Source organism: Mesorhizobium sp. LNHC252B00 (assembly GCF_000502955.1).
Classification (GTDB): domain Bacteria; phylum Pseudomonadota; class Alphaproteobacteria; order Rhizobiales; family Rhizobiaceae; genus Mesorhizobium.
On sequence record NZ_AYWO01000035.1, the window covers coordinates 13136 to 31200 of the forward strand.

The following is an 18065-nucleotide window of genomic DNA, read 5'->3' on the forward strand; positions in this document are numbered from 1 at the left end:
AACGTCCGCGAACTCACGCGGCGGGAGCTGCTTCGAGAGGGGGATGAAACATTGAGTCTTTCGGGATTGCTTCAGCTCGGCTTTTCGACGGTCATCTTCCTGCTGGCGGCCACCGCCGCCAAACAGTGGGGCCTTGCGCCGAGCCTTGGCAAGATCCTGCTGACGCTGGCGCTCTATTCCTTGGGCAATCTGATCATGCTGCGGCTGATCCGCGAATTCGGCATGTCGGTGTCATTCAGCCTGTCGGCAGTCATCCAGCTGGTTTCAGTGAATGCCGTCGCACTGGTCTTCTTCGGCGAGCGCGTCAACGCGTTGCAGGCCACCGGCATCATTCTGGCAATCGCAGCCGTGGCACTGATCACGCTCGGACCCTATCTACAAGGCCGATTGTAACGGGCGAATTGCCGATGAAGAACGCCGCGAACGCTCTGCTCAACCGTGTCGAATTCCCGGTGCTTCTGGCCGGTCTGGTCATCGCCGCCGGCCTGTGGGGGCTCGAGGAATTGATCGAGGTGGCGCGGGCCGCCACGCCGCACGCTTTCGACACCGAAATCCTGCTCGCGTTCCGCAAGGCAGGCCAGCCCGACAGTCCGATCGGTCCGCCCTGGCTGGAGGGGGCGATGCGCGACATCACCAGCCTGGGCAGCGGCAGCGTGGTGGTGCTGATCGTAGCAGCGGCAATTTTTTATCTCTTGCTTATCCGCAGGCCAGCGACCGCCCTTTTCGTCTTTGTGGCGGTGGCCGGTGGTCAGGTGCTGTCCAGCCTGCTGAAGGCTGGCATCGACCGGCCCCGCCCTGAACTCGTCTCGCATCTCGCCAACGAAACAACGCTGTCTTTTCCGAGCGGCCACGCCATGCTGTCGGCGGTGACGTATCTGACGCTCGGCGCGCTGGCAGCGCGCTTTCTGCCTGGGCGAACGACGAAGATCTATGTGTTGTCGCTGGCGGTGCTGACGACGCTGCTGGTCGGCATCAGCCGCGTCTACCTCGGTGTGCACTGGCCGTCGGATGTGCTGGCCGGCTGGTGCGCCGGCTTCGCCTGGGCGATGCTGTGCTGGCTCGCTGCCCGTACATGGCAGCGGTGGCGCGGGCAGCGCCCGAACGGCGACGAGGAGACTGGAGACTAGAGCCGGGAGACTAGATCAGCCGGTTGATCAGCCCATGCCCGCAACCCGTTAGCAGGAAAACCACCGACAGCAAGCATGCCGATGTCGTGAAGGTCTTGAAAATAGCCAACCGCGTTATCCCCCTGCCCGTTTGGAACACCCTAACGCGCAATCCTCGGGAAGTATCCTGAAAAATGGCTGCTGGTGATTGGACGCTAAGAACTCGATGACCAGCAGCGCGCCAGCGAGGCTGCAACGGTCGCCAATGGTTGGTATCTATCTTTGCACTTCGAGCGACACCGTCGTCGCTTGCAAAACCCGGGCGCTGTGCACTGACGGTCTCATCGGTATCGGCGGCGCCGCGAATCTGTGGTAAGCCGCCGCCCGCCTAACCAACCAAAGGACGACCCCTGTGAGCGAACTGACCGTGGCCGAAGCGATCGAATGCATCTATGCCTCGCTCCGGGCGGATAATGCCGACCTCGACGTACATATCGCGAGCCTTAAGGCAGCGCTGGCACGAGAGGGAACAAAACAGGCGGTGTTCGTTCCGACCAAGCTGGCGCAGAACAACCGCTCGGGCCGCAAGTTGATGCAGGCCTATTTTCGGCAGCACGGCGTGAGCGTCAGGTTCTCGGATCAGTAGAACCGCGCGGGTTGAAGGTCGGCCACTTTTTCGAGCGCCCCGCTGACACGCATGTCACGGGCCTGCCTCTTGCCGCGGTCGGGCGACCGTTCAAAGGCCGTGATGATGGCGGATTATTGGGGCCTTCGGGTGATGCATGACGCTGTCGAGGTTGGGTGCGTGATCATTCTCATGGTCAGGTACTTACCTCGTTTTCTCTAGCCATGGGGTTTCGCGGGCCGAACCTGACGGTCGCGGCCGCATCGCCGGACCTCCTCTCGCTTGCTCTCGCAACCGTGACGAGACGCCCCGCCCGCAACCTGATTTTGCCCGCAAAATGCCGCGATGGCGTCCTTGGGTCAAAATCGGTTCGGGAATTCAGGCGATTCACCGCAACGGAAAGGCATCGCATGCGGCTGCTTCTGGTTGAGGACGATTTGATCCTCGGCTCTTCGCTGAAGAAGGCTCTCGAAAAGCATGCCTATGGGGTGGACTGGATGAAGGATGGCGAGGCTGCGATCGCGGGGCTCGAGGACCTCGTCTTCGATGTGGTCGTGCTCGACGTCAACCTGCCTGGGGTGAACGGGATTGAGGTCCTGCGCTCGGCGCGGAAGAATCGCAATGCCGTGCCGATTCTTCTGCTTACCGCCCGTGATACGTCCCTGCAGAAGGTCGAAGGGCTTGACAACGGAGCCGACGACTATCTGGTGAAGCCGTTCGATCTCGACGAATTGCTGGCACGGTTGCGCGCCCTCATGCGCCGGCGGGAGGGCCGCACCGAGATCATCCTGAAAAGCGGCCCTATCGAAATGGATCCGGCGGCAATGGTAGTGCGCGGCGCCGAGGGCCAGATCGCGATGACCGCCAAGGAATTCCGGCTGCTCAAGCTCCTGATGGAGCGGGCGGGCAAATACGTCACCAAGAGCGACATCGAATACGCGCTCTACAGCGCCGACAGCGCGGTGGAAAGCAACACGACCGAGGTCATCATCTACAATCTGCGCAGAAAGCTCGGCGCCGACTTCATCCGCTCCATCCGGGGCGTCGGCTACATGATCGAGTCATGAGGCGCCTGACCCTTACCTGGAAGCTCTTTCTGCGGATAACGCCGACGATCCTCGTCGCCATCGCAGTCATCGGGGTCCTCGCCTTCCGCTCAGCCAGGCGCGAGATCGACAACATCTACGACGCCAAGCTGATCAATGACGCCAACGTTCTCTGGACGCTGCTGGAACATCAGATCGAGGAGCCGGGCAACCACCCGCCCAGGCAGGTCAAGGATATGGACTTTGCGATGGGCAACCAGCTCGCCATGAACGATCAGGCGGACGACTATGCCGACGCGCACGTATTTCGCCTGTGGAAGGACGGCAGGATCCGTATCTTTACCAACGGCGCCTTCCCCGAGAGTGTTCCAGTCCAAAGGGCCGGCTTCACCGAGCTGAATTATGCCAACGAGCGATGGCTCGTCTATTCGCTGCCGATCCCGAACACCGGCATCGTCGTGGAAGTCGGCGAAAAGCGAGCCCTTCGCGACACGCTGGTGTCGAACATCATGCTCAATCTGTTCTTTCCGCTGCTGGTGTTGGTGCCGGTCATCGGGCTGCTGGTTTGGTATGGCATCAGCAACGGCCTGGGACCCATTCACGGCCTGGTCCGCCAGATCCGCAGCCGTTCGCCCGACGACCTCTCCGTCATCGCGATCGATGCGTTGCCGCGCGACCTGCATCCGTTGGGCATGTCGGTGAACCAGTTGCTCAGCAAGCTCGACCGGTCGCTGACGGCGGAAAGGCGCTTCGCCGACCAGGCGGCGCACCAGCTGCGAACGCCTCATGCCGGGATAAAGCTTTTGCTGCAGATGCTGGCGCATGCCGACAGCGAAACGGAGCGGGAGACGATCCTCGCCGACCTGACGGCCAGCAACGACAAGGCCACCCGTCTCGTCAAGCAGATGCTGGAGGCGGCGCGCATCAGCCATCAGCCGGTCGAGCTGAGAGTGGTCCGGCTCTATGATGTCACCGCGTCGGTGATCGCCGAGTTCGGCACGATCATCACGCTCAAGCGACATGATGTCTCGCTCGACGGAGACGAGGCGGCCGAGGTCAAAACGGACGAACCCATGCTTCGCCTGTTGATAGGCAATCTGATCGACAATGCGATCAAGTACACACCGGCTGGCGGGAAAATCAAGGTCTCGATCTCGCCTGAACCCGGCGCCTGGACGCTTTCAATCACCGACAGCGGCCCAGGCATCGCCCCTCAGCATCGCGAGGCGGTATTCCGCCGGTTTTATCGCGTGAATGTGCCCGAAGTGGAAGGAAGCGGACTGGGCCTCGCCATCGTCTCGGGCATCGTCGAGCGCCTTTCCGCGAACATCGCCCTCAGCACGCCTTCGCCCGGCGGTGGCCTTCACGTCGCGGTCACGTTGCGGCAAGCCTGAAGTTACAACCCTGCTGATCGGCTCAGCGTGAGGCTTCGGCTTCAATTTCAGTTTCGCTTCATCGCGGCCTAATCCTGATCTCAGCGACGGCTGATAGGGAGGTGCGGCTTTCTCAAGAACCCGGGAATTGGCGGGATCCACCGGGTTCGTTTCCCCGGAGGTTTCCGATGAACGCTAATTTTCGTTTCCCTGCCCAGAAACCGCCCTTTGCACGCCCTACTGTTTCGGTCTTGATCGCCGCCTACAACGCGGTTCCGTTTCTCGAACGCGCCGTCAATTCCGCAAGGGCGCAGGGGGATGCAGTTATCGAGATCATAGTCGTCGATGATTGCTCGACCGACGCAACCCTGGAGGTTGCCGGCGCAATGTCGCGGCAGGACAACCGCGTCAAAGTCATTCACCTGCCCAGGAATGGCGGGCCTTCAGCCGCCCGCAATGCCGGCCTGGAGGCTGCCAGCGGCGACTGGATCGCAATCCTGGATGCCGATGATGCATACGCGCCGGGGCGGGTGGAGCGGCTTGTCGAGATTGCCGCAGCACAAGACGCCGATATGGTCACCGACAAGTTCTCATACTACGATCCGGCAAGCGACGCCTCCAGTCCCGCGACCATCGCGTTCACCAAAGATATGACGCTGATCGACATCGAGACGTTCCTGGCGCATGCGAGGCCCTTCGGCGTCGACACTGACTGGGGTTTGCTCAAACCGGTCTTCAGGCGAAAATTCCTGGCGGATCGATCGCTGCGCTATCCCTCCAATTCTCGTCATGGCGAGGACTTTCTTTTTGTGACGGATGCGCTGCTCGAAGGCGCAAAGTACGTGGCCAGCAACTTTCGCGGCTACTTGTACACCCATCGAGGCGCCGGCTGGAGCAGGACGAAGGTGAACTACGACGGCCAGGTGGATCAGTCGCAATCGCTTTTGCTCGATCGACGGCTGTCAGGCAATTCGAGACTTGTTTCCCTCCTCAAGGAGCGCATTCGCGCCATGAAGCGCCTGTCGGCCGAGTACAAGACCCAGGCACTGATCGCCGAGAGGAGGTTGTTGCCGCTTGCGACCGCCGGGATGATGGATTGGCGGATCGCCGCGTCGATCCTGCGGAAGGCCAAAAACAAAATCACGACTGTTCAAGCTGGTTGAAATGGCCCAGGTCAAGCGATTTGCATTTTCTGAAAGCCGGATGTCACGGGCCGAACTCAAGGTCGCCTCGGTGAACGGGGCGGCCATCAACTTCGGGTCGCAGGCGCTGAAGTTTCTGATGCAATTCTGCTACCAGATCCTCATTGCCCGGCTTCTTCTGCCCGAGGATTTCGGCATCGTGGCGATGGCGGCGCCATTGTTCGCATTCGCGGCGCTGTTTTCGGATTTCGGCCTGACCCAGGCCACGGTCCAAAGGGATGAAATCAACCAGGAGCAGCTCAGCTTCGTCTTCTGGGTCAATGTCGGGCTGAGCGCGGCAATCTGCCTGGCGGTGATAGCGCTTGCCCCGGCAGCAGGTGCTTTTTTCAGAGAGCCCCGGGTCGTGCCCATCGTGACGGGCCTTAGCGCGACCTTTGTGATTGGCGGTCTCTGCGCCCAGCATATGGCCTTGCTCAATCGGCAGCTTCTCTTCTCGAAAATAGCCCTGGTCGAGTTGTTCAGCTTTCTGGTCGGGTCCGTGACAGGGCTGCTCTTTGCCTGGAACGGCTCCGGCTACTGGGCCCTCGTCTACAGCCAGATAGCGGTATCGCTGACCACACTTTTGCTGGCCTGGTGCTTTGCCGGATGGGTTCCGAGCAGGCCTGCTCTGCAAACGCAGAACTTCCATCTGTTGAATTTTGGCGCCAACATAACGTCCTTCAATTTCCTGAACTTTTTCGCCAGGAATTTTGACAACATATTGATCGGCCGCTTCCTCGGCGAGATGCCTCTCGGCATCTATGACCGGGCATACAAGCTGCTCTTGCTGCCGCTCAGCCAGATCACCACGCCAATAGCGAAAGTCGCGCTACCTTCGCTTGCGAGAACCTTGAACGAGCCGGAAACATACCGCCGTTTCTATTTTCGGATGCTGGAGCTGATAATTCTCGCCACCTACCCGGCGGTGATATTCGCCATCGTCAACAGCCAGCTGCTTATCGTCACGTTGCTGGGGCCGCGGTGGTCGGAGGTTTCGCAGGTATTTTCCATTCTTGCCTTTGGCGCCATCTTCGCACCGATCAGCAGCAGCACCGGCTGGCTTTTCATCAGCCAGGACCGGACCAGGGAAATGCGAAACTGGGGCGCCCTGAGCTCCACCCTGTTTGTCGCCTCTTTCGTGTGCGGATTGCCGTGGGGAATAACCGGGGTCGCCGCCTTCTACATAGGCGTGGGCACCATCCAGGGCCCGATCCTGTGGTGGGGGGCGACAAGGCGCGGCCCACTCGATTTCAGGCAGCTGCTGGAGACCCTGTGGCCGTACTGCGTCTCAGCGATCATAACCGGCGTCCTGGAATACAGCTTGAAGGCATCGCTGCCAGGCACATTCGTGACGCTGTTGATCTCTCTCGTCGCGTCCTATGTCATCTTCCTGAGCGTCGTCATGGTGTTCAGCTCAAGCCGCAAAGGGATCATCGAGCTGGCCTTTGAGGCAAGCGTGATGGGAGGCCGCTTCTACCGGAAATTCGCCCATGGCGGATCGGTTCCGTGACGTGGGCTTTTGCCGATGTTCGCCGGGATGACTGGATGCCTGGCGGTGCGGCGGGGCCTTGGCGCGGCCGACCACGTTGCGCGGCGTCTGTTCGCTCTGGGCGGAGCCAGCGACTTGGTGCCCCGAACGACCAACTCCGGACCCCCTTTCGGATGGCGACCAGCAACGTCGTTGCGGCTAGGATGGGGCGTTGAACGAACCAAAAGGCGACATGACGGTCCATCTCACGGCTGTTGGCGAAGGTCTCGGAGATCGGCCTGAGGCGCCGATCTGGCTCTCAGTCGAGCTTTAGCGCCGCCACCTCGCCCTCGTTCATCAACGGCACATAGAGGATCGACTCGCCGTCGGTGCCGATGTCGGCGCTGCCGGGCTTGAAATGCGCCACCGCTTCCGGTGTGCCGCCGGGACGATAGCGGTAGAGCGTGCCGGTCATGTAGGCGGTGGCGTAGATGGTGTCACGAATAGCGACGACGCCATCGAGGTCGGCGAATTCTTGAGCGCCCGGCAAGGGCGAGATCACCTTGCTGGCGATGTCGACCGACAGCAGTCCGCCCGGCTCCGCCGTGCTGAAATCGGGCTTGATGCCCTTGCCCCAGGAGGCGACGATCAGCCTGCTACCGTCGGCGAAGACGCCGTTGGGCGAAGCCAGCGCCGCGTCCTTGACGAACAGTTCCGGCCGGTCGCCGTCGATGCGGTAGATTGTGTCGGCCAGCATGTCGGTGACATAGACTATGCCTGATCGGTCCGATGTCATGTCGTTCAGGAAGACGGCGTTCGGCACCGCGACGCTGGCGACGAGTTTGCCGCTCGCGAGATCGATGACGCGGACCTTGGTGATGTCGGCGACATAGAGCTTGCCGCCCGATATTGTCATGCCCTTGGGTGCGTCCATGCCGTCGGTCCAGTCTTGGGTGACGGTCTTGCCGTCCAAGGACAGCACGCTGAGATAACCGTTGCCGTCGGCCTCACCCGGATTGCCAACGATGTTGGAGACGATGATGCGGTTGTTGGCGGCATCGAACAGGGCCGATTCCGGCTGTTCGAGACCGGTGGCGCGCCAGAGTTCGCCGGCCTCGGCGGCGGGCGCCGCCGCGATACCGACGATTGCGAGAAACGCTGTGGGGATGAGGCTGTTCATGGCTGTCTCCTGTGATGACAACGGAAGCCTATGATTTTCGATACTTTCCGGAAAGGTAGATTACCGCTAGTATCGAAAGTCGATACGAAACTGCAGGCAAGAGGTGCATTCCATGAACGGCCTGATCTTCGACGCGTTGAAGCGGACACTGAAGGCGAAGGGTGTCACCTATCGCGAACTCGCCGAACGCATGGGTGTTTCCGAGCCGACGGTGAAGCGCATCTTCCACGAGCGCAACTGCAAGCTCGACCGGCTGATGGAGATCTGCGCTGCTGCAGGCGTCGAGCTCGAGAACGTGCTCGGCTCGATGAACAGGGGGCCAGGGCCCGTCAACCACATCGCGCCGGAGATCGAGCGTAGGCTCGCCGGCCGGCCGGCACTGCTGTTCATCTTCGTCATGCTGTCCGAAAAGTTCACGCCCGAGGGCATCATGCGCTCGCAAGGTCTGAGCGAAGCCTCGATGTTTCTCTACCTGCGCGACCTGGAGGAACTCGGCCTGATCGCGCTCGGCCGGGGTCTTTCGGCGAGATTGCTGGTCGAGACGCCGATCCAGTGGAATTTCGAAGGGCCGCTGCGGCCGCTGTTCGAAATGACCAACAAGAACTTCATCGGCTGGGCCATCACCCATATCGATAACGAAGCGAGCTTCGTCAGCTTTAGCAGGCGAATGCGTCCGGAGACGGCGGAGATGGTGCGGCGCGAGGCCGAGGATCTGGCCGATCGCGCCAGATTGCTGGCCCATCACGATCAGCATACGACGCCGGAGGACGGGCTGGTCGGCTACAAATGGACGTTTGCCTTTGGTGCAACGCCATTTCCCGCGATCATGCCAATCGGACCGCATCCGCGCGACGCCGGCGCGTTCGATCGGCCCGCCGCTCCCGCAAAGGGACGCCGCCCGTTACCGGCCTGACACGGCCAATCATCCCGGGCAGGATAGGGCGCGTTGGGATAGAACAGATCCGGCACCAACGCGGTATAGCCCTCTGCAGCCAGGCGTTCCGCCATGCCGCCCAGCGCCGGCCGTGGGCCGAACGCATCCATGAAGAGAATGACGCCGGGCGCTGCGCTTTTTGGTGACCTGGATAGGGAAGCCTCCGCCTGTCCTGCTTCTGGATGATCTTTTGTCCGGACATTTTTGCTCTTTGCAGCCGCTGTTCAAAAATGAAATCACATTCATGATAGAGTTCGCGCACTGATTTGCCAGACTGTAGAGGGCGGGTTTGCCGAATGCGGGACACCTCCCCGGGAAATCGAAGTGATCCTATGCCCACCGCGCCAACACTTGAACTTCGCCGCTATTCGCGCCTGAAAAATTTGCGGGCGCGCGCAGAACGCCAGGGTGCTGCATTGCAGTTCTGGGCCCGTACGGCATCGCTCGCTGTGATCTCCTGCTTCTTTTCATTGATCAGCCGCTGGGATGCTTCGCTGCTCTTCGTGCTGGCGGGCCTCGTGCTGTTCCAGCTCGTCGGCCTGATCCAGTTTCTCTTTGCGCGCCGTCGCACGGCGCGATGGTGGATCGGTTACCTCGTCGGTACGCTGGACATCATTCTGTTGACCGTTCTGCTGGTAACGCCTAACCCGTTTTCCCTGGAGGTCGCGCCGGCCGCGATGCAACTGCGCGAGGGCAGCTTCAAATTCCTGCTGATTTTCGTATGCCTTGGCGCGCTGACCCTTTCGACACGATTGGCGCTCTATCTCGGCGCGCTCGCGGCCTTGACATGGGCGATCGGGGTGGGATGGGTGATTTCTCATCCGGGAACCGTCATTCCGGCGACGAACCTCTATTCGCTGCCGATGACGGAGCGACTGAACCTCTATCTCAACCCCAATTTCGTCGATACATTTGCGCAGGCGACCAACGTGTTGGTTGTGCTGATTATCGGCGCGATCATGGCGCTGGTCGTCTATCGTTCCCGACATCTGTCGGAAGACTATGTCAAGGCAGAGCGCGCCCGCGCCAATCTCGCCCGGCATTTTTCGCCCAACGTCGTCGACCAGCTCGCCACCGATGACGAGCCCTTCGGCCCGGTCCGCCGGCAGGATATCGCGGTGCTGTTCGCCGACATCGTCGGCTTCACACACTATTCCGAGGATCATCCGGCCGAAGCAGTGTTCGAACTTCTGCGTCAGTTCCACCGTCGCATGGAACAGGTCGTTTTCGACCACCATGGCACCGTCGATAACTATATCGGCGATTGCATCATGGCGACATTCGGGGTTCCGCAAGCCAGCCATGACGACGCGACTCGGGCCATCCAGTGTGCTGAAGCGATGGTCGCCGCTCTCGAAGACTGGAATGTACAGCGGGTGTCCAGGGGATACCCGCCGCTGGACGTTCGGATCGGTGCACAATATGGCGCAGTGGTCATCGGCGCGGTCGGCAGCGAGCGCAATCTGTCCTTCGCGGTGGTGGGCGACACCGTCAACGTCGCCAGCCGTTTGCAGTCGCTCTGCCGTGAGCTTCAGGCGAATATTTGCTTTGGGTCACGACTGATTGAGGCCGCGAAGGCGGAATCGCCCACGACACAGTTGAATGCGCGCGATCATGGACCGGTGAGCATCCGCGGCCGGGACGAACCGGTCCATGTCTGGGTCGAACACGGAGCCGAAAACCAGGGTGCTATTGTGGTTTCGGCGTGATATAGGCCGCCATGTGAAACGCCTGCACCTCGGCTGGATAGCGGTAGGCCGCGCCATAGGGGCCATCACGTGTCTGAGGCGATTTCGCCAGCCTTTGCGGCTGCGGCGTCTGTGCTTGCCTTGTCGTCCCAGACCATCTGCCGGTAGTCGAAACCATATTCCAGCGTCGGCTTGACGATGCGGAAATAGGGCGACAGGTCGAAATCGCGCGGTGTGTAGAGCGAGTGGTGGCGGATGTGCAGGATTTCCTTGCGCGAATAATTCGACTGCGCCGAAGCGCGGCCGGGCGCACGGGTGATCTCGGGCAGGATCGGATAGCGGATCTGGCCATAGGCCTCGGCGATCAGCGTCGAGCAGATCGCCCGCGTCGGGTCGCCGGAGCCGAAGGCCAGCATGCGGCGGCGCCAGCGCACCGGCACCGGCGGCGTAGGCAGGAAGAACCGCAGCATGTCGAAAATGTTCTTGAGGTCGTATTTCAGGCCGAGCTTGCTGACCATGAAGGCGACGACCCTGTCGCGATCCTCCGGCGCCAGTCCGCTCGCCCGGCAGATGCGGGTGTTGTAGGTGCGGTAGCGCGACAACGGCACGGCGACGCAGCCTTCGCCGAGCGTGACCTCGATCAGCCGCCGCCGCTCCGTTCCGTCTTCCGGTTCAGCCAGCGCGTCGCCGACATAGAGGGCCGCATGCGACCAGGTCGACTGGGTCAGGTACTTGATCGCCGCCGAGATCTTCTGGTTGCCCTCGATCAGCAGGATGTCGCCGGGCTCAAGCGTGCGGCGCAGCGTGTCGGCATCGGACGGCGTATAGGGTTCGTAGCCGGAAGATTCTTCCTGCAGCCGGCCGGCAAGCCAGCGGCCAAGTCGATCCAGAAGCGTGTCGACGGGCTCGGTCATGTCCTATGGCGATTAGCATAGGCAGACAGCCGGGCGCCAGCCGCATGTCGGTCAACTGGCGGTCGCATCTTCCGGCGGCGGAGCCAGATCGTCGCGCGCCTTGCGCGCCAGTTTGCGCGTCGAACGTTTGGGGCTGTCGCCGAACAGGCCGGCCGCCTCGGCCAGACAGCTCTTCTTCAGCTGCTTCTCCGACCGCTTCAAAAGCTTGCCCAGAAGCTTCGTGTCTTCGGGCGGTCCGAGCGGACGCTCATCGGCTTCGAGCAGGGCGCGCATCACCAGCACGTCATGCAGGTCGCCCAGCCGCTCGCCCAGTTCGTAGACCGCCTTGCGCCGGGCCTTGATCGGGGCCGGCCACAGCCTGCCGAGCAGCGACAGATGCATGCCGTGGGTCTTGGCCGCCTTGCGCAGATCGTGGAAGTCATTGGCTTCGCCGCGCGATCCGGCCTTGTCCAGCGCCTTCCTGGCACGGCGCAACGTGATGCGGGCGCCTTCGGCAAGCACGTCCGCGGCCTGTTCCGGCTGATCGGGCAAGGCAAGGCTTTCGATCCGCTTGAGGCCGTCCTCGCAAGCGGCGGTCGCCGCTCCAATCGCCGCTTCGAGCCCGCTGCCTTCGTGCAATTCATGCTGACGCGCGATCAGCCTGTCGCGCACCGCACCCAGCCCATCGTCGGCGCTCTCCTTGGGAAAGCTTGCCGCCAGCCGGTCGATGGTCTCGATCAGCGCCGTCGCCTCGCGTGGACCGGCAAGCAGGCCGGCGACGTTGCGATAGCATTGGTTTTCGGTCCCGCAGAATGTTTCGTCACCGGAACGGATGAGACGCAACAAGGCACGCGCGCTCTTCAGGCGCTTGCGACATTTGTGCAGTGCCTGTTCCGGCCGACTCCGCGCGGCGTCAAGGTGATGCAGCGCCCTGCCGATTTCCTCGGCAAGGATACGCCTGACCTCGCCGGTCAGCGGCAAGCGCGGATCGATGCGAAAGCTCATGCGGCGATCTCCGGTATCTCCCCGAGGGCGAGCGACGCGTTGTAGAATTTCTGCTCACCGGTGACTTCACGGCCGAGCCAGTCAGGCAGCATTTCGTCCGGCACGTCCTCCGGTGTCTCGAGTTCGGCGATCACAAGTCCCGCAAGCGGACCGCCAAAGACATCGACTTCGTAGAGATGGCCGCGATGCCTAACATGGTGACGTGTCTTCTCGATGACACGTCCGATGGCGAAATCCAGCATCTCCATCGCCTCCGACAGCGGGATCGAATATTCGAACTCGTCGCGCTCGCGCGCCTCGCTGCCGAATTTGAGCGTCAGCTTGGCGGAAGTGCCATCGCTGATGCGCACGCGCACCGTACGCCCGGGGCCGGCAGCGAGATAGAACTGCAGGATGCGGATATCCGCCTCGGCCAGTTCTAGCCATGCGGTGCTGGAGACCAGGAATTTTCGTTCGACTTCCTTGCTCATGGCCGCGCACTAAATCGGTTGCCGCCGCCCATGGCAAGACAATGACGTCCACAACTGGCGTTCGCAGTTTGACTTTAATCAATCGATTGATTAAAGTGCGTCGCCATGATCAAGCAACCCGATGCCAAAATCCTGCGCCGCGAAGCATCTCCTGCCGAGACGACACGAGCGGCCCTCGTCAAGGCGGCGCTTAAACTGTTCGGGCGGCGGGGTTTTGACGGCACTTCGACGCGCGAGATCGCGGCCGAGGCGCAAGCCAATATCGGTTCGATCGCCTACCATTTCGGCAGCAAGGAGGGCCTTCGTACTGCTGCCGCCGACTTCATTGTCGAGACCATCCAGACGGTCGCCGGCCAGGCACTCGGCAATGCGCAGGCTCCCATGCCGGGCGGAGCGGGGGCGGCGCAGGCCCAACTATTCGCGGCGCTGGAACGGATGGTCGGCTTTGTCGTGGCCAGTCCGCAGGCCGGCGAGATCGTGCAGTTCGTTCTGCGCGAGCTTTCGCATCCGACGGCAGCCCTTGACCGCATCTATGATGGCGTCTTCGAGCCGACGCATCGCCGGATGTGCCAGCTCTGGGAACAGGCGACCGGCGAGCCGGCCGAAAGCGAGGCCACAAGGCTCATCGTGTTCACGCTGATCGGACAGGTCATCTATTTCCGCATCGGCCGCGAGGCGGTGATGCGCCGCATGGGCTGGAACGACATCGGCGCCGCCGAGGCCGCCAAGGTGGTGGCGGTCACATCGGGCAATCTCAAAGCCATACTGGCTGCCCGGAAGAGGCAAGGATGAAGGGGCAAAGACCATGAGCTTCCTGTGTGCGCTGCCGCTCGCCGCGCAGCTTTTCGGTGCCTGTGCCCCGGCTCCTCCGCTGGCCGTCGGCTATGTCGAGGGCGACTATGTGCTGCTGGCGCCGATCGAGGTGGCGCAGGTCGAGACGGTCACTGTGAAACGCGGCGACCGAGTGGTGCCCGGCACGACCGTGGTGACGCTGGAAAGTGCCGATATGAAGATCGCGGTGGCGCAGGCCAAGGCCGGGCTTGCCCAGGCGCAGGCGCAACTGGCCGACCTGCAGATCGGCAAGCGGCCGGAAGAGATCGCGGTGCTCAAGGCTCAGCTCGACATGGCCAGCGCCCAGGCCGCTGATGCCAAGCGCAAATACGACCGCGCCGCTGATCTGTTCAAGCGCGGCGCCGGCACGCAGGCCGATTTCGACACCGCGTCGGCGACGCTGGAGACGGCCAATGCACAGGTCGGCCAGGCCAGTGCCAATCTCGCTGTCGGCGGCCTGCCGGCGCGGCCGGAGACGATCAAGGCCGCCGACAATCAGGTCAAGCAGGCTCAGGCGACCTTGGAGCAGGCTGAGTGGCGGCTGTCGAAGCGGGTGCTGGCAGCCCCTTCGCCAGGCCGTGTCAACGATGTCATCCGCAATCCGGGCGACACGGCCGGTCCGACCGCTCCAGTCATTTCCATCCTGCCCGACGGCGCGGTGAAGCTCAGCGTCTATATCCCGGAGAGCGCCTTCGCCTCGATCAAGGTCGGTACCTTGCTCAGCGTCCGTTGCGACGGCTGCGGCCCGGATGTAAAGGCACGCGTCAGCTATGTCTCGCCCGATCCGGAATTCACCCCGCCGGTGATCTACTCCTTGGAGAACCGGCAGAAGCTGGTCTACCTCGTCGAGGCGCGGCCGGAGGGCGATGCCGGCCCGCTGCAGCCGGGCCAGATCGTCGATGTCGACCTGGCGGATGGCGCAAAATGAACGCAATCGACGTCCGTGGGCTGGTCAAACGTTTTGGCGGCAAGGCCGTCGTCGACCATGTCACGATGACGGTCGCCGAAGGCGAGATCGTGGGCTTTCTCGGACCCAACGGTTCGGGCAAGACCACCACTATCCGCATCATGTGCGGCCTGCTGACGCCTGACGAAGGCGAAGGCACGGTGCTGGGCTTCAACATCCGCACCGACAGCCTGCGCATCAAGCGCGAAGTCGGCTACATGACGCAGAAATTCTCGTTCTACGAGGACCTGACGATCGGCGAGAATCTCGAATTCGTGGCGCGGCTCTACAGGCTGAAGCCAGTCGAGGAACATGTCGCCAGGACGCTTGAAGACCTCGGCCTGGCGACGCGCCGCAACCAACTGGCAGGCACGTTGTCCGGCGGCTGGAAGCAGCGTCTGGCGCTCGCCGCCTGCATCATGCACCAGCCGAAATTGCTGCTGCTCGACGAGCCGACGGCTGGCGTCGATCCGAAAGCCCGGCGCGAGTTCTGGGACGAGATCCACCGGCTCGCCGCCGGCGGGCTGACCGTGCTGGTCTCCACTCACTATATGGACGAGGCCGAGCGCTGCCACCGCATCAGCTACATCTCCTACGGCAAGATGCTGGCCACCGGCACCGTCGCCGACGTGGTCAGGAATGCCGGACTGACCACATTCGTCCTGCAGGGTCCGCGGCTCGACCAGGTGGCCGAAGCGCTACAAGGCCGCCCGGGTGTCGACCAGGTGGCGCCGTTCGGCGCGACACTGCATGTCGTCGGCTCCGACAAGAAGAAGCTTGAGGCGGCACTTGCCGATGTCGAAAGAGAGCACAAGGACGTGAAAGTTTCGCCCGGCGAAACCAGCCTCGAGGATGTCTTCATCCAGTTCATGTCCGGCTCGAAGGACAACATGGCATGAACAACGTCTTTTCCGTGGCCCGGCTTGGCGCCCTGCTGATCAAGGAATTCATCCAGATGCGGCGCGACCGCATCACCTTTGCCATGATGCTCGGCGTGCCGCTGATGCAACTGGTGCTGTTCGGCTACGCCATCAACAATGATCCGAAAAGCCTGCCGGCAGCACTCGTGGCGACGAGCAGCGACCCCTACACGCGGGCCATGGTCTCGGCGCTGCAGACCACCGGCTACTACCGTTTCGACCACGTCTCGCAAAGTGCTGCCGATGCGGAATTCCTGATGTCGCGCGGCGATGTCGCCTTCGTCGTCACCATACCCGCCGACTTCGCCCGGCGGGTCGAGCGCGGCGACAGCCCGCAGATCCTGATAGAGGCCGATGCCACCGATCCGGCCGTAGCCAGTGGCGCCATCTCGACGCTCGGCACCGTCGCCAGCCAGGCGCTGCTTCGGGCGCGCGGCATGCAGGAGGCGGCCGCCGAGGCGGCGCTTGGCCAGCTCCAAGTGGTGGTGCACCGGCGCTACAATCCCGAAGGCATCTCGCAATACAACATCGTGCCCGGCCTGCTTGGCGTTATCCTGCAGATGACGATGGTGATGATGACCTCGATCGCGCTGACGCGCGAGACCGAGCGTGGCACCATGGAGAACCTTCTGGCGATGCCGTCGAGCCCGCTCGAGATCATGCTGGGCAAGGTACTGCCCTATCTGGCGGTCGGCGCCGTTCAGGTGGTGGTTGTGCTGGCGGCGGCGAAGCTTCTGTTCGCCATTCCGTTCACCGGATCGATATCGCTGCTGCTCAGCGCCGTGCTGATCTTCGTGCTGGCGCTGGTGCTGCTCGGCTATACGATCTCGACCATCGCCCGCACGCAGATGCAGGCGCTGCAGCTCACCTTCTTCTTCTTCCTGCCGTCGATCATGCTGTCCGGCTTCATGTTTCCCTATCGCGGCATGCCGGGCTGGGCGCAGGTATTCGGCGAGATACTGCCGCTGACGCATTTCCTGCGCATCATCCGCGCGGTGATGCTGAAGGAAGCCGAACTGCCGGCGGTCGCAACGGAGATCGGCTGGCTGGTGATGTTCGTGGCATTGTTTGCCGGCGTAGCACTGGTGCGGTTCAGGCGAACGCTGGATTAGACGCCGCCCTGAGCGTCAGGGCGCCTTTGCGGTGCAGAAGGTTTTGGAAGCCGGCGGGACAGCACCCCCCTCTGGCCTGCCGGCCATCTCCCCCGCAAGGAGGGAGATTACGCACTCCAACCGCTTTCGCCAACCTCCGGCATTGCAGAGATGAGCGGCACCTCGAAGCTGCGATCTCCCCCCTTGCGGGGGAGATGCCCGGCAGGGCAGAGGGGGGTGTGAAGGATCGCTGCAGCCACCATTCTGCGCCGGTGCAATCCTTCGGCAGCCAGCTATGCCGCCATGATCCCGGCATACGTTCCGAAATCGACATTGCCGCCCGACAGCACCACGGCAACGCATTTGCCCGACAGGTCGATCTCGCCTGATGACAGTGCCGCCAGCGCTACGCAGCCGCCGGGCTCGACCACCAGCTTGAGATAGGCCATGGCGTCGCGCATCGCCTGTGCCGTCGCCTTGTCGGAGACAGCGATGCCGCCGGCGAGATTCCTGCGGTTGATCTCGAAGGTGATCAGGCCGGGCTCGGCGGTCAGGATGGCGTCGCAGATCGAGGCGTGGCCGGGCTCGTTCGAAACCCTGGTGCCGGCGGCCAGCGAGCGGCGGGTGTCATCGAAATGCTCGGGCTCCACCGCCCACACCGCGGTGCCGGGCGAGGCGTCCTTGACGGCAACGGAAATGCCGCTCGACAGGCCGCCACCGCCGCAGGGTACGACAACCGCGTCGAGGCTGACGCCAAGCGCTTTTGCCTGGCGCATCAATTCAAGGCCGATCGTGCCCTGGCCGGCAATGATGGCCGGGTCGTCGAAGGGCGGCACCAGCGCCATGCCCTCTTCGAGATAAGGGCGGATCACGGTCATGCGGTCGTCGCGAAAGCGGTCGAATGGTACCACCTCCGCCCCCATCTTGCGTACATTGGCGATCTTCATCGCCGGCGCGTCGGCCGGCATGGCGATGACCGCCTTGACGCCGAACATCGCCGCCGCCGCCGCGACGCCCTGCGCATGGTTACCCGACGAGAAGGCGACGACACCCCGGCTGCGTTCCTCTTCGCTGAGCGACGACAGCTTGTTGTAGGCGCCGCGGAACTTGAACGAGCCGGTGCGCTGCAGCGTCTCCGGCTTGAACAGGATGCGCGCGCCGAAGCGCTTGTTCAGCTCCTGCGATTCGATCAAGGGAGTTTCGACGATCAGACCGGAGAGAAGCGCGGCGGCGGCATGGATGTCGGCGATGCCGGGAGGGGTCATGGTGGTCATGCGAGGTCCAGTGGAAGAGACGATGTCCTCGCAT

General features: G+C 62.6%; 18 protein-coding genes and 2 pseudogenes. 13 read left to right on the forward strand and 7 right to left on the reverse strand.

All coding sequences use genetic code 11. From position 1 onward, the window contains the following. The first annotated feature begins 51 nt into the window (after nucleotides 1-51). The 3 genes from X744_RS0138260 to X744_RS143545 all read left to right on the forward strand — a co-directional run bounded on the left by X744_RS0138260 (nucleotide 52) and on the right by X744_RS143545 (nucleotide 1752). Nucleotides 52-393 carry a hypothetical protein gene (locus X744_RS0138260; RefSeq protein ID WP_031261091.1) on the forward strand — a complete coding sequence of 114 codons (342 nt, stop codon included), beginning with the start codon at nucleotides 52-54 and terminating at the stop codon, nucleotides 391-393. A gap of 14 nt (nucleotides 394-407) precedes the next feature. Further along, entirely contained in the window at nucleotides 408-1127 is a 720-nt protein-coding gene (locus X744_RS143550; protein WP_023762227.1) for a phosphatase PAP2 family protein, read from the forward strand. Nucleotides 1128-1518: 391 nt separating this feature from the next. Further along, nucleotides 1519-1752, forward strand: coding sequence for a hypothetical protein (locus X744_RS143545; protein WP_023762229.1), 234 nt, complete (start codon nucleotides 1519-1521; stop codon nucleotides 1750-1752). Between the two features lie 23 nt (nucleotides 1753-1775). Here the strand turns inward: X744_RS143545 and X744_RS1000000175505 are convergent. After that, nucleotides 1776-1859 (reverse strand): annotated as a pseudogene (locus X744_RS1000000175505) (glutathione S-transferase family protein); the annotation flags it as partial. A 282-nt stretch (nucleotides 1860-2141) separates the two neighbouring features. On the opposite strand from X744_RS1000000175505, the gene X744_RS0138265 reads away from it, so the two are divergent. The 4 genes from X744_RS0138265 to X744_RS143530 all read left to right on the forward strand — a co-directional run bounded on the left by X744_RS0138265 (nucleotide 2142) and on the right by X744_RS143530 (nucleotide 6841). Then, entirely contained in the window at nucleotides 2142-2798 is a 657-nt protein-coding gene (locus X744_RS0138265; protein WP_031261093.1) for a response regulator, read from the forward strand. Then, a complete protein-coding gene (locus tag X744_RS143540; RefSeq protein WP_023762232.1) occupies nucleotides 2795-4171 on the forward strand; it encodes an ATP-binding protein in 1377 nt (458 codons plus the stop codon). Before X744_RS0138265 ends, X744_RS143540 begins: the two co-directional genes overlap by 4 nt. 167 nt (nucleotides 4172-4338) lie before the next feature. After that, the gene (locus X744_RS143535) at nucleotides 4339-5313 is read left to right on the forward strand and encodes a glycosyltransferase family 2 protein (protein WP_084025686.1); all 975 of its coding nucleotides are present in this window, start codon (nucleotides 4339-4341) and stop codon (nucleotides 5311-5313) included. 40 nt (nucleotides 5314-5353) lie between these two features. Then, nucleotides 5354-6841 carry a lipopolysaccharide biosynthesis protein gene (locus tag X744_RS143530; protein ID WP_023762234.1) on the forward strand — a complete coding sequence of 496 codons (1488 nt, stop codon included), beginning with the start codon at nucleotides 5354-5356 and terminating at the stop codon, nucleotides 6839-6841. Nucleotides 6842-7118: 277 nt separating this feature from the next. On the opposite strand, the gene X744_RS143525 is transcribed toward X744_RS143530, so the two are convergent. Beyond that, a complete protein-coding gene (locus tag X744_RS143525; protein ID WP_023762235.1) occupies nucleotides 7119-7979 on the reverse strand; it encodes an ATP/GTP-binding protein in 861 nt (286 codons plus the stop codon). Between the two features lie 112 nt (nucleotides 7980-8091). On the opposite strand from X744_RS143525, the gene X744_RS143520 reads away from it, so the two are divergent. Next, nucleotides 8092-8892 carry a helix-turn-helix transcriptional regulator gene (locus tag X744_RS143520; RefSeq protein WP_031261099.1) on the forward strand — a complete coding sequence of 267 codons (801 nt, stop codon included), beginning with the start codon at nucleotides 8092-8094 and terminating at the stop codon, nucleotides 8890-8892. Nucleotides 8893-8915: 23 nt separating this feature from the next. On the opposite strand, the pseudogene X744_RS1000000175510 reads toward X744_RS143520, so the two are convergent. Next, a pseudogene (locus tag X744_RS1000000175510) lies at nucleotides 8916-9116 on the reverse strand (dienelactone hydrolase family protein); the annotation flags it as partial. A 129-nt stretch (nucleotides 9117-9245) separates the two neighbouring features. Here X744_RS1000000175510 and X744_RS143515 point away from each other — a divergent pair. Then, entirely contained in the window at nucleotides 9246-10622 is a 1377-nt protein-coding gene (locus X744_RS143515) for an adenylate/guanylate cyclase domain-containing protein (RefSeq protein WP_023762237.1), read from the forward strand. A gap of 65 nt (nucleotides 10623-10687) precedes the next feature. Here X744_RS143515 and X744_RS143510 read toward each other — a convergent pair whose 3' ends face one another. From X744_RS143510 to X744_RS143500, 3 genes are read right to left on the reverse strand one after another with little or no spacing between them, the layout of a single operon-like run. Then, nucleotides 10688-11515, reverse strand: coding sequence for a YiiX/YebB-like N1pC/P60 family cysteine hydrolase (locus X744_RS143510; RefSeq protein WP_023762238.1), 828 nt, complete (start codon nucleotides 11513-11515; stop codon nucleotides 10688-10690). A 51-nt stretch (nucleotides 11516-11566) separates the two neighbouring features. Continuing rightward, the gene (locus tag X744_RS143505; RefSeq protein WP_023762239.1) at nucleotides 11567-12499 is read right to left on the reverse strand and encodes a CHAD domain-containing protein; all 933 of its coding nucleotides are present in this window, start codon (nucleotides 12497-12499) and stop codon (nucleotides 11567-11569) included. Further along, the gene (locus X744_RS143500) at nucleotides 12496-12969 is read right to left on the reverse strand and encodes a CYTH domain-containing protein (RefSeq protein ID WP_023762240.1); all 474 of its coding nucleotides are present in this window, start codon (nucleotides 12967-12969) and stop codon (nucleotides 12496-12498) included. The genes X744_RS143505 and X744_RS143500 overlap by 4 nt, the downstream gene beginning before the upstream one ends. 105 nt (nucleotides 12970-13074) lie before the next feature. Between X744_RS143500 and X744_RS143495 the strand changes: the two genes are divergently transcribed. Genes X744_RS143495 through X744_RS143480 form a run of 4 tightly spaced genes read left to right on the forward strand, consistent with a single transcriptional unit; the run spans nucleotide 13075 to nucleotide 16778 of the window. Continuing rightward, nucleotides 13075-13761: a CerR family C-terminal domain-containing protein gene (locus X744_RS143495; RefSeq protein ID WP_023762241.1), complete on the forward strand. Its 687-nt coding sequence runs from the start codon at nucleotides 13075-13077 to the stop codon at nucleotides 13759-13761. A gap of 13 nt (nucleotides 13762-13774) precedes the next feature. After that, nucleotides 13775-14728, forward strand: a complete 954-nt coding sequence (locus X744_RS143490) for an HlyD family efflux transporter periplasmic adaptor subunit (RefSeq protein WP_023762242.1) — start codon at nucleotides 13775-13777, stop codon at nucleotides 14726-14728. Next, a complete protein-coding gene (locus X744_RS143485; protein ID WP_023762243.1) occupies nucleotides 14725-15645 on the forward strand; it encodes an ABC transporter ATP-binding protein in 921 nt (306 codons plus the stop codon). Before X744_RS143490 ends, X744_RS143485 begins: the two co-directional genes overlap by 4 nt. Further along, nucleotides 15642-16778 (forward strand): ABC transporter permease, encoded by a 1137-nt coding sequence (locus X744_RS143480; RefSeq protein WP_023762244.1) that lies wholly within the window; start codon nucleotides 15642-15644, stop codon nucleotides 16776-16778. The genes X744_RS143485 and X744_RS143480 overlap by 4 nt, the downstream gene beginning before the upstream one ends. Before the next feature lie 272 nt (nucleotides 16779-17050). Here the strand turns inward: X744_RS143480 and X744_RS143475 are convergent, their stop codons facing one another. After that, nucleotides 17051-18031, reverse strand: a complete 981-nt coding sequence (locus X744_RS143475; protein WP_023762245.1) for a threonine/serine dehydratase — start codon at nucleotides 18029-18031, stop codon at nucleotides 17051-17053. Nucleotides 18032-18065 lie beyond the last annotated feature (34 nt).

What these genes read in the sequence shown, in the direction of transcription:
- X744_RS143520 (WP_031261099.1), top strand. Translation starts at nt 8,092, where the DNA reads ATGAACGGCCTGATCTTCGACGCGTTGAAGCGGACACTGAAGGCGAAG.
- X744_RS143510 (WP_023762238.1), bottom strand. Translation starts at nt 11,515, where the DNA reads ATGACCGAGCCCGTCGACACGCTTCTGGATCGACTTGGCCGCTGGCTT.
- X744_RS143480 (WP_023762244.1), top strand. Translation starts at nt 15,642, where the DNA reads ATGAACAACGTCTTTTCCGTGGCCCGGCTTGGCGCCCTGCTGATCAAG.
- X744_RS143530 (WP_023762234.1), top strand. Translation starts at nt 5,354, where the DNA reads ATGTCACGGGCCGAACTCAAGGTCGCCTCGGTGAACGGGGCGGCCATC.
- X744_RS143485 (WP_023762243.1), top strand. Translation starts at nt 14,725, where the DNA reads ATGAACGCAATCGACGTCCGTGGGCTGGTCAAACGTTTTGGCGGCAAG.
- X744_RS143525 (WP_023762235.1), bottom strand. Translation starts at nt 7,979, where the DNA reads ATGAACAGCCTCATCCCCACAGCGTTTCTCGCAATCGTCGGTATCGCG.
- X744_RS143475 (WP_023762245.1), bottom strand. Translation starts at nt 18,031, where the DNA reads ATGACCACCATGACCCCTCCCGGCATCGCCGACATCCATGCCGCCGCC.
- X744_RS143505 (WP_023762239.1), bottom strand. Translation starts at nt 12,499, where the DNA reads ATGAGCTTTCGCATCGATCCGCGCTTGCCGCTGACCGGCGAGGTCAGG.
- X744_RS143495 (WP_023762241.1), top strand. Translation starts at nt 13,075, where the DNA reads ATGATCAAGCAACCCGATGCCAAAATCCTGCGCCGCGAAGCATCTCCT.
- X744_RS143535 (WP_084025686.1), top strand. Translation starts at nt 4,339, where the DNA reads ATGAACGCTAATTTTCGTTTCCCTGCCCAGAAACCGCCCTTTGCACGC.
- X744_RS143540 (WP_023762232.1), top strand. Translation starts at nt 2,795, where the DNA reads ATGAGGCGCCTGACCCTTACCTGGAAGCTCTTTCTGCGGATAACGCCG.
- X744_RS143500 (WP_023762240.1), bottom strand. Translation starts at nt 12,969, where the DNA reads ATGAGCAAGGAAGTCGAACGAAAATTCCTGGTCTCCAGCACCGCATGG.
- X744_RS143490 (WP_023762242.1), top strand. Translation starts at nt 13,775, where the DNA reads ATGAGCTTCCTGTGTGCGCTGCCGCTCGCCGCGCAGCTTTTCGGTGCC.
- X744_RS143550 (WP_023762227.1), top strand. Translation starts at nt 408, where the DNA reads ATGAAGAACGCCGCGAACGCTCTGCTCAACCGTGTCGAATTCCCGGTG.
- X744_RS0138265 (WP_031261093.1), top strand. Translation starts at nt 2,142, where the DNA reads ATGCGGCTGCTTCTGGTTGAGGACGATTTGATCCTCGGCTCTTCGCTG.
- X744_RS143515 (WP_023762237.1), top strand. Translation starts at nt 9,246, where the DNA reads ATGCCCACCGCGCCAACACTTGAACTTCGCCGCTATTCGCGCCTGAAA.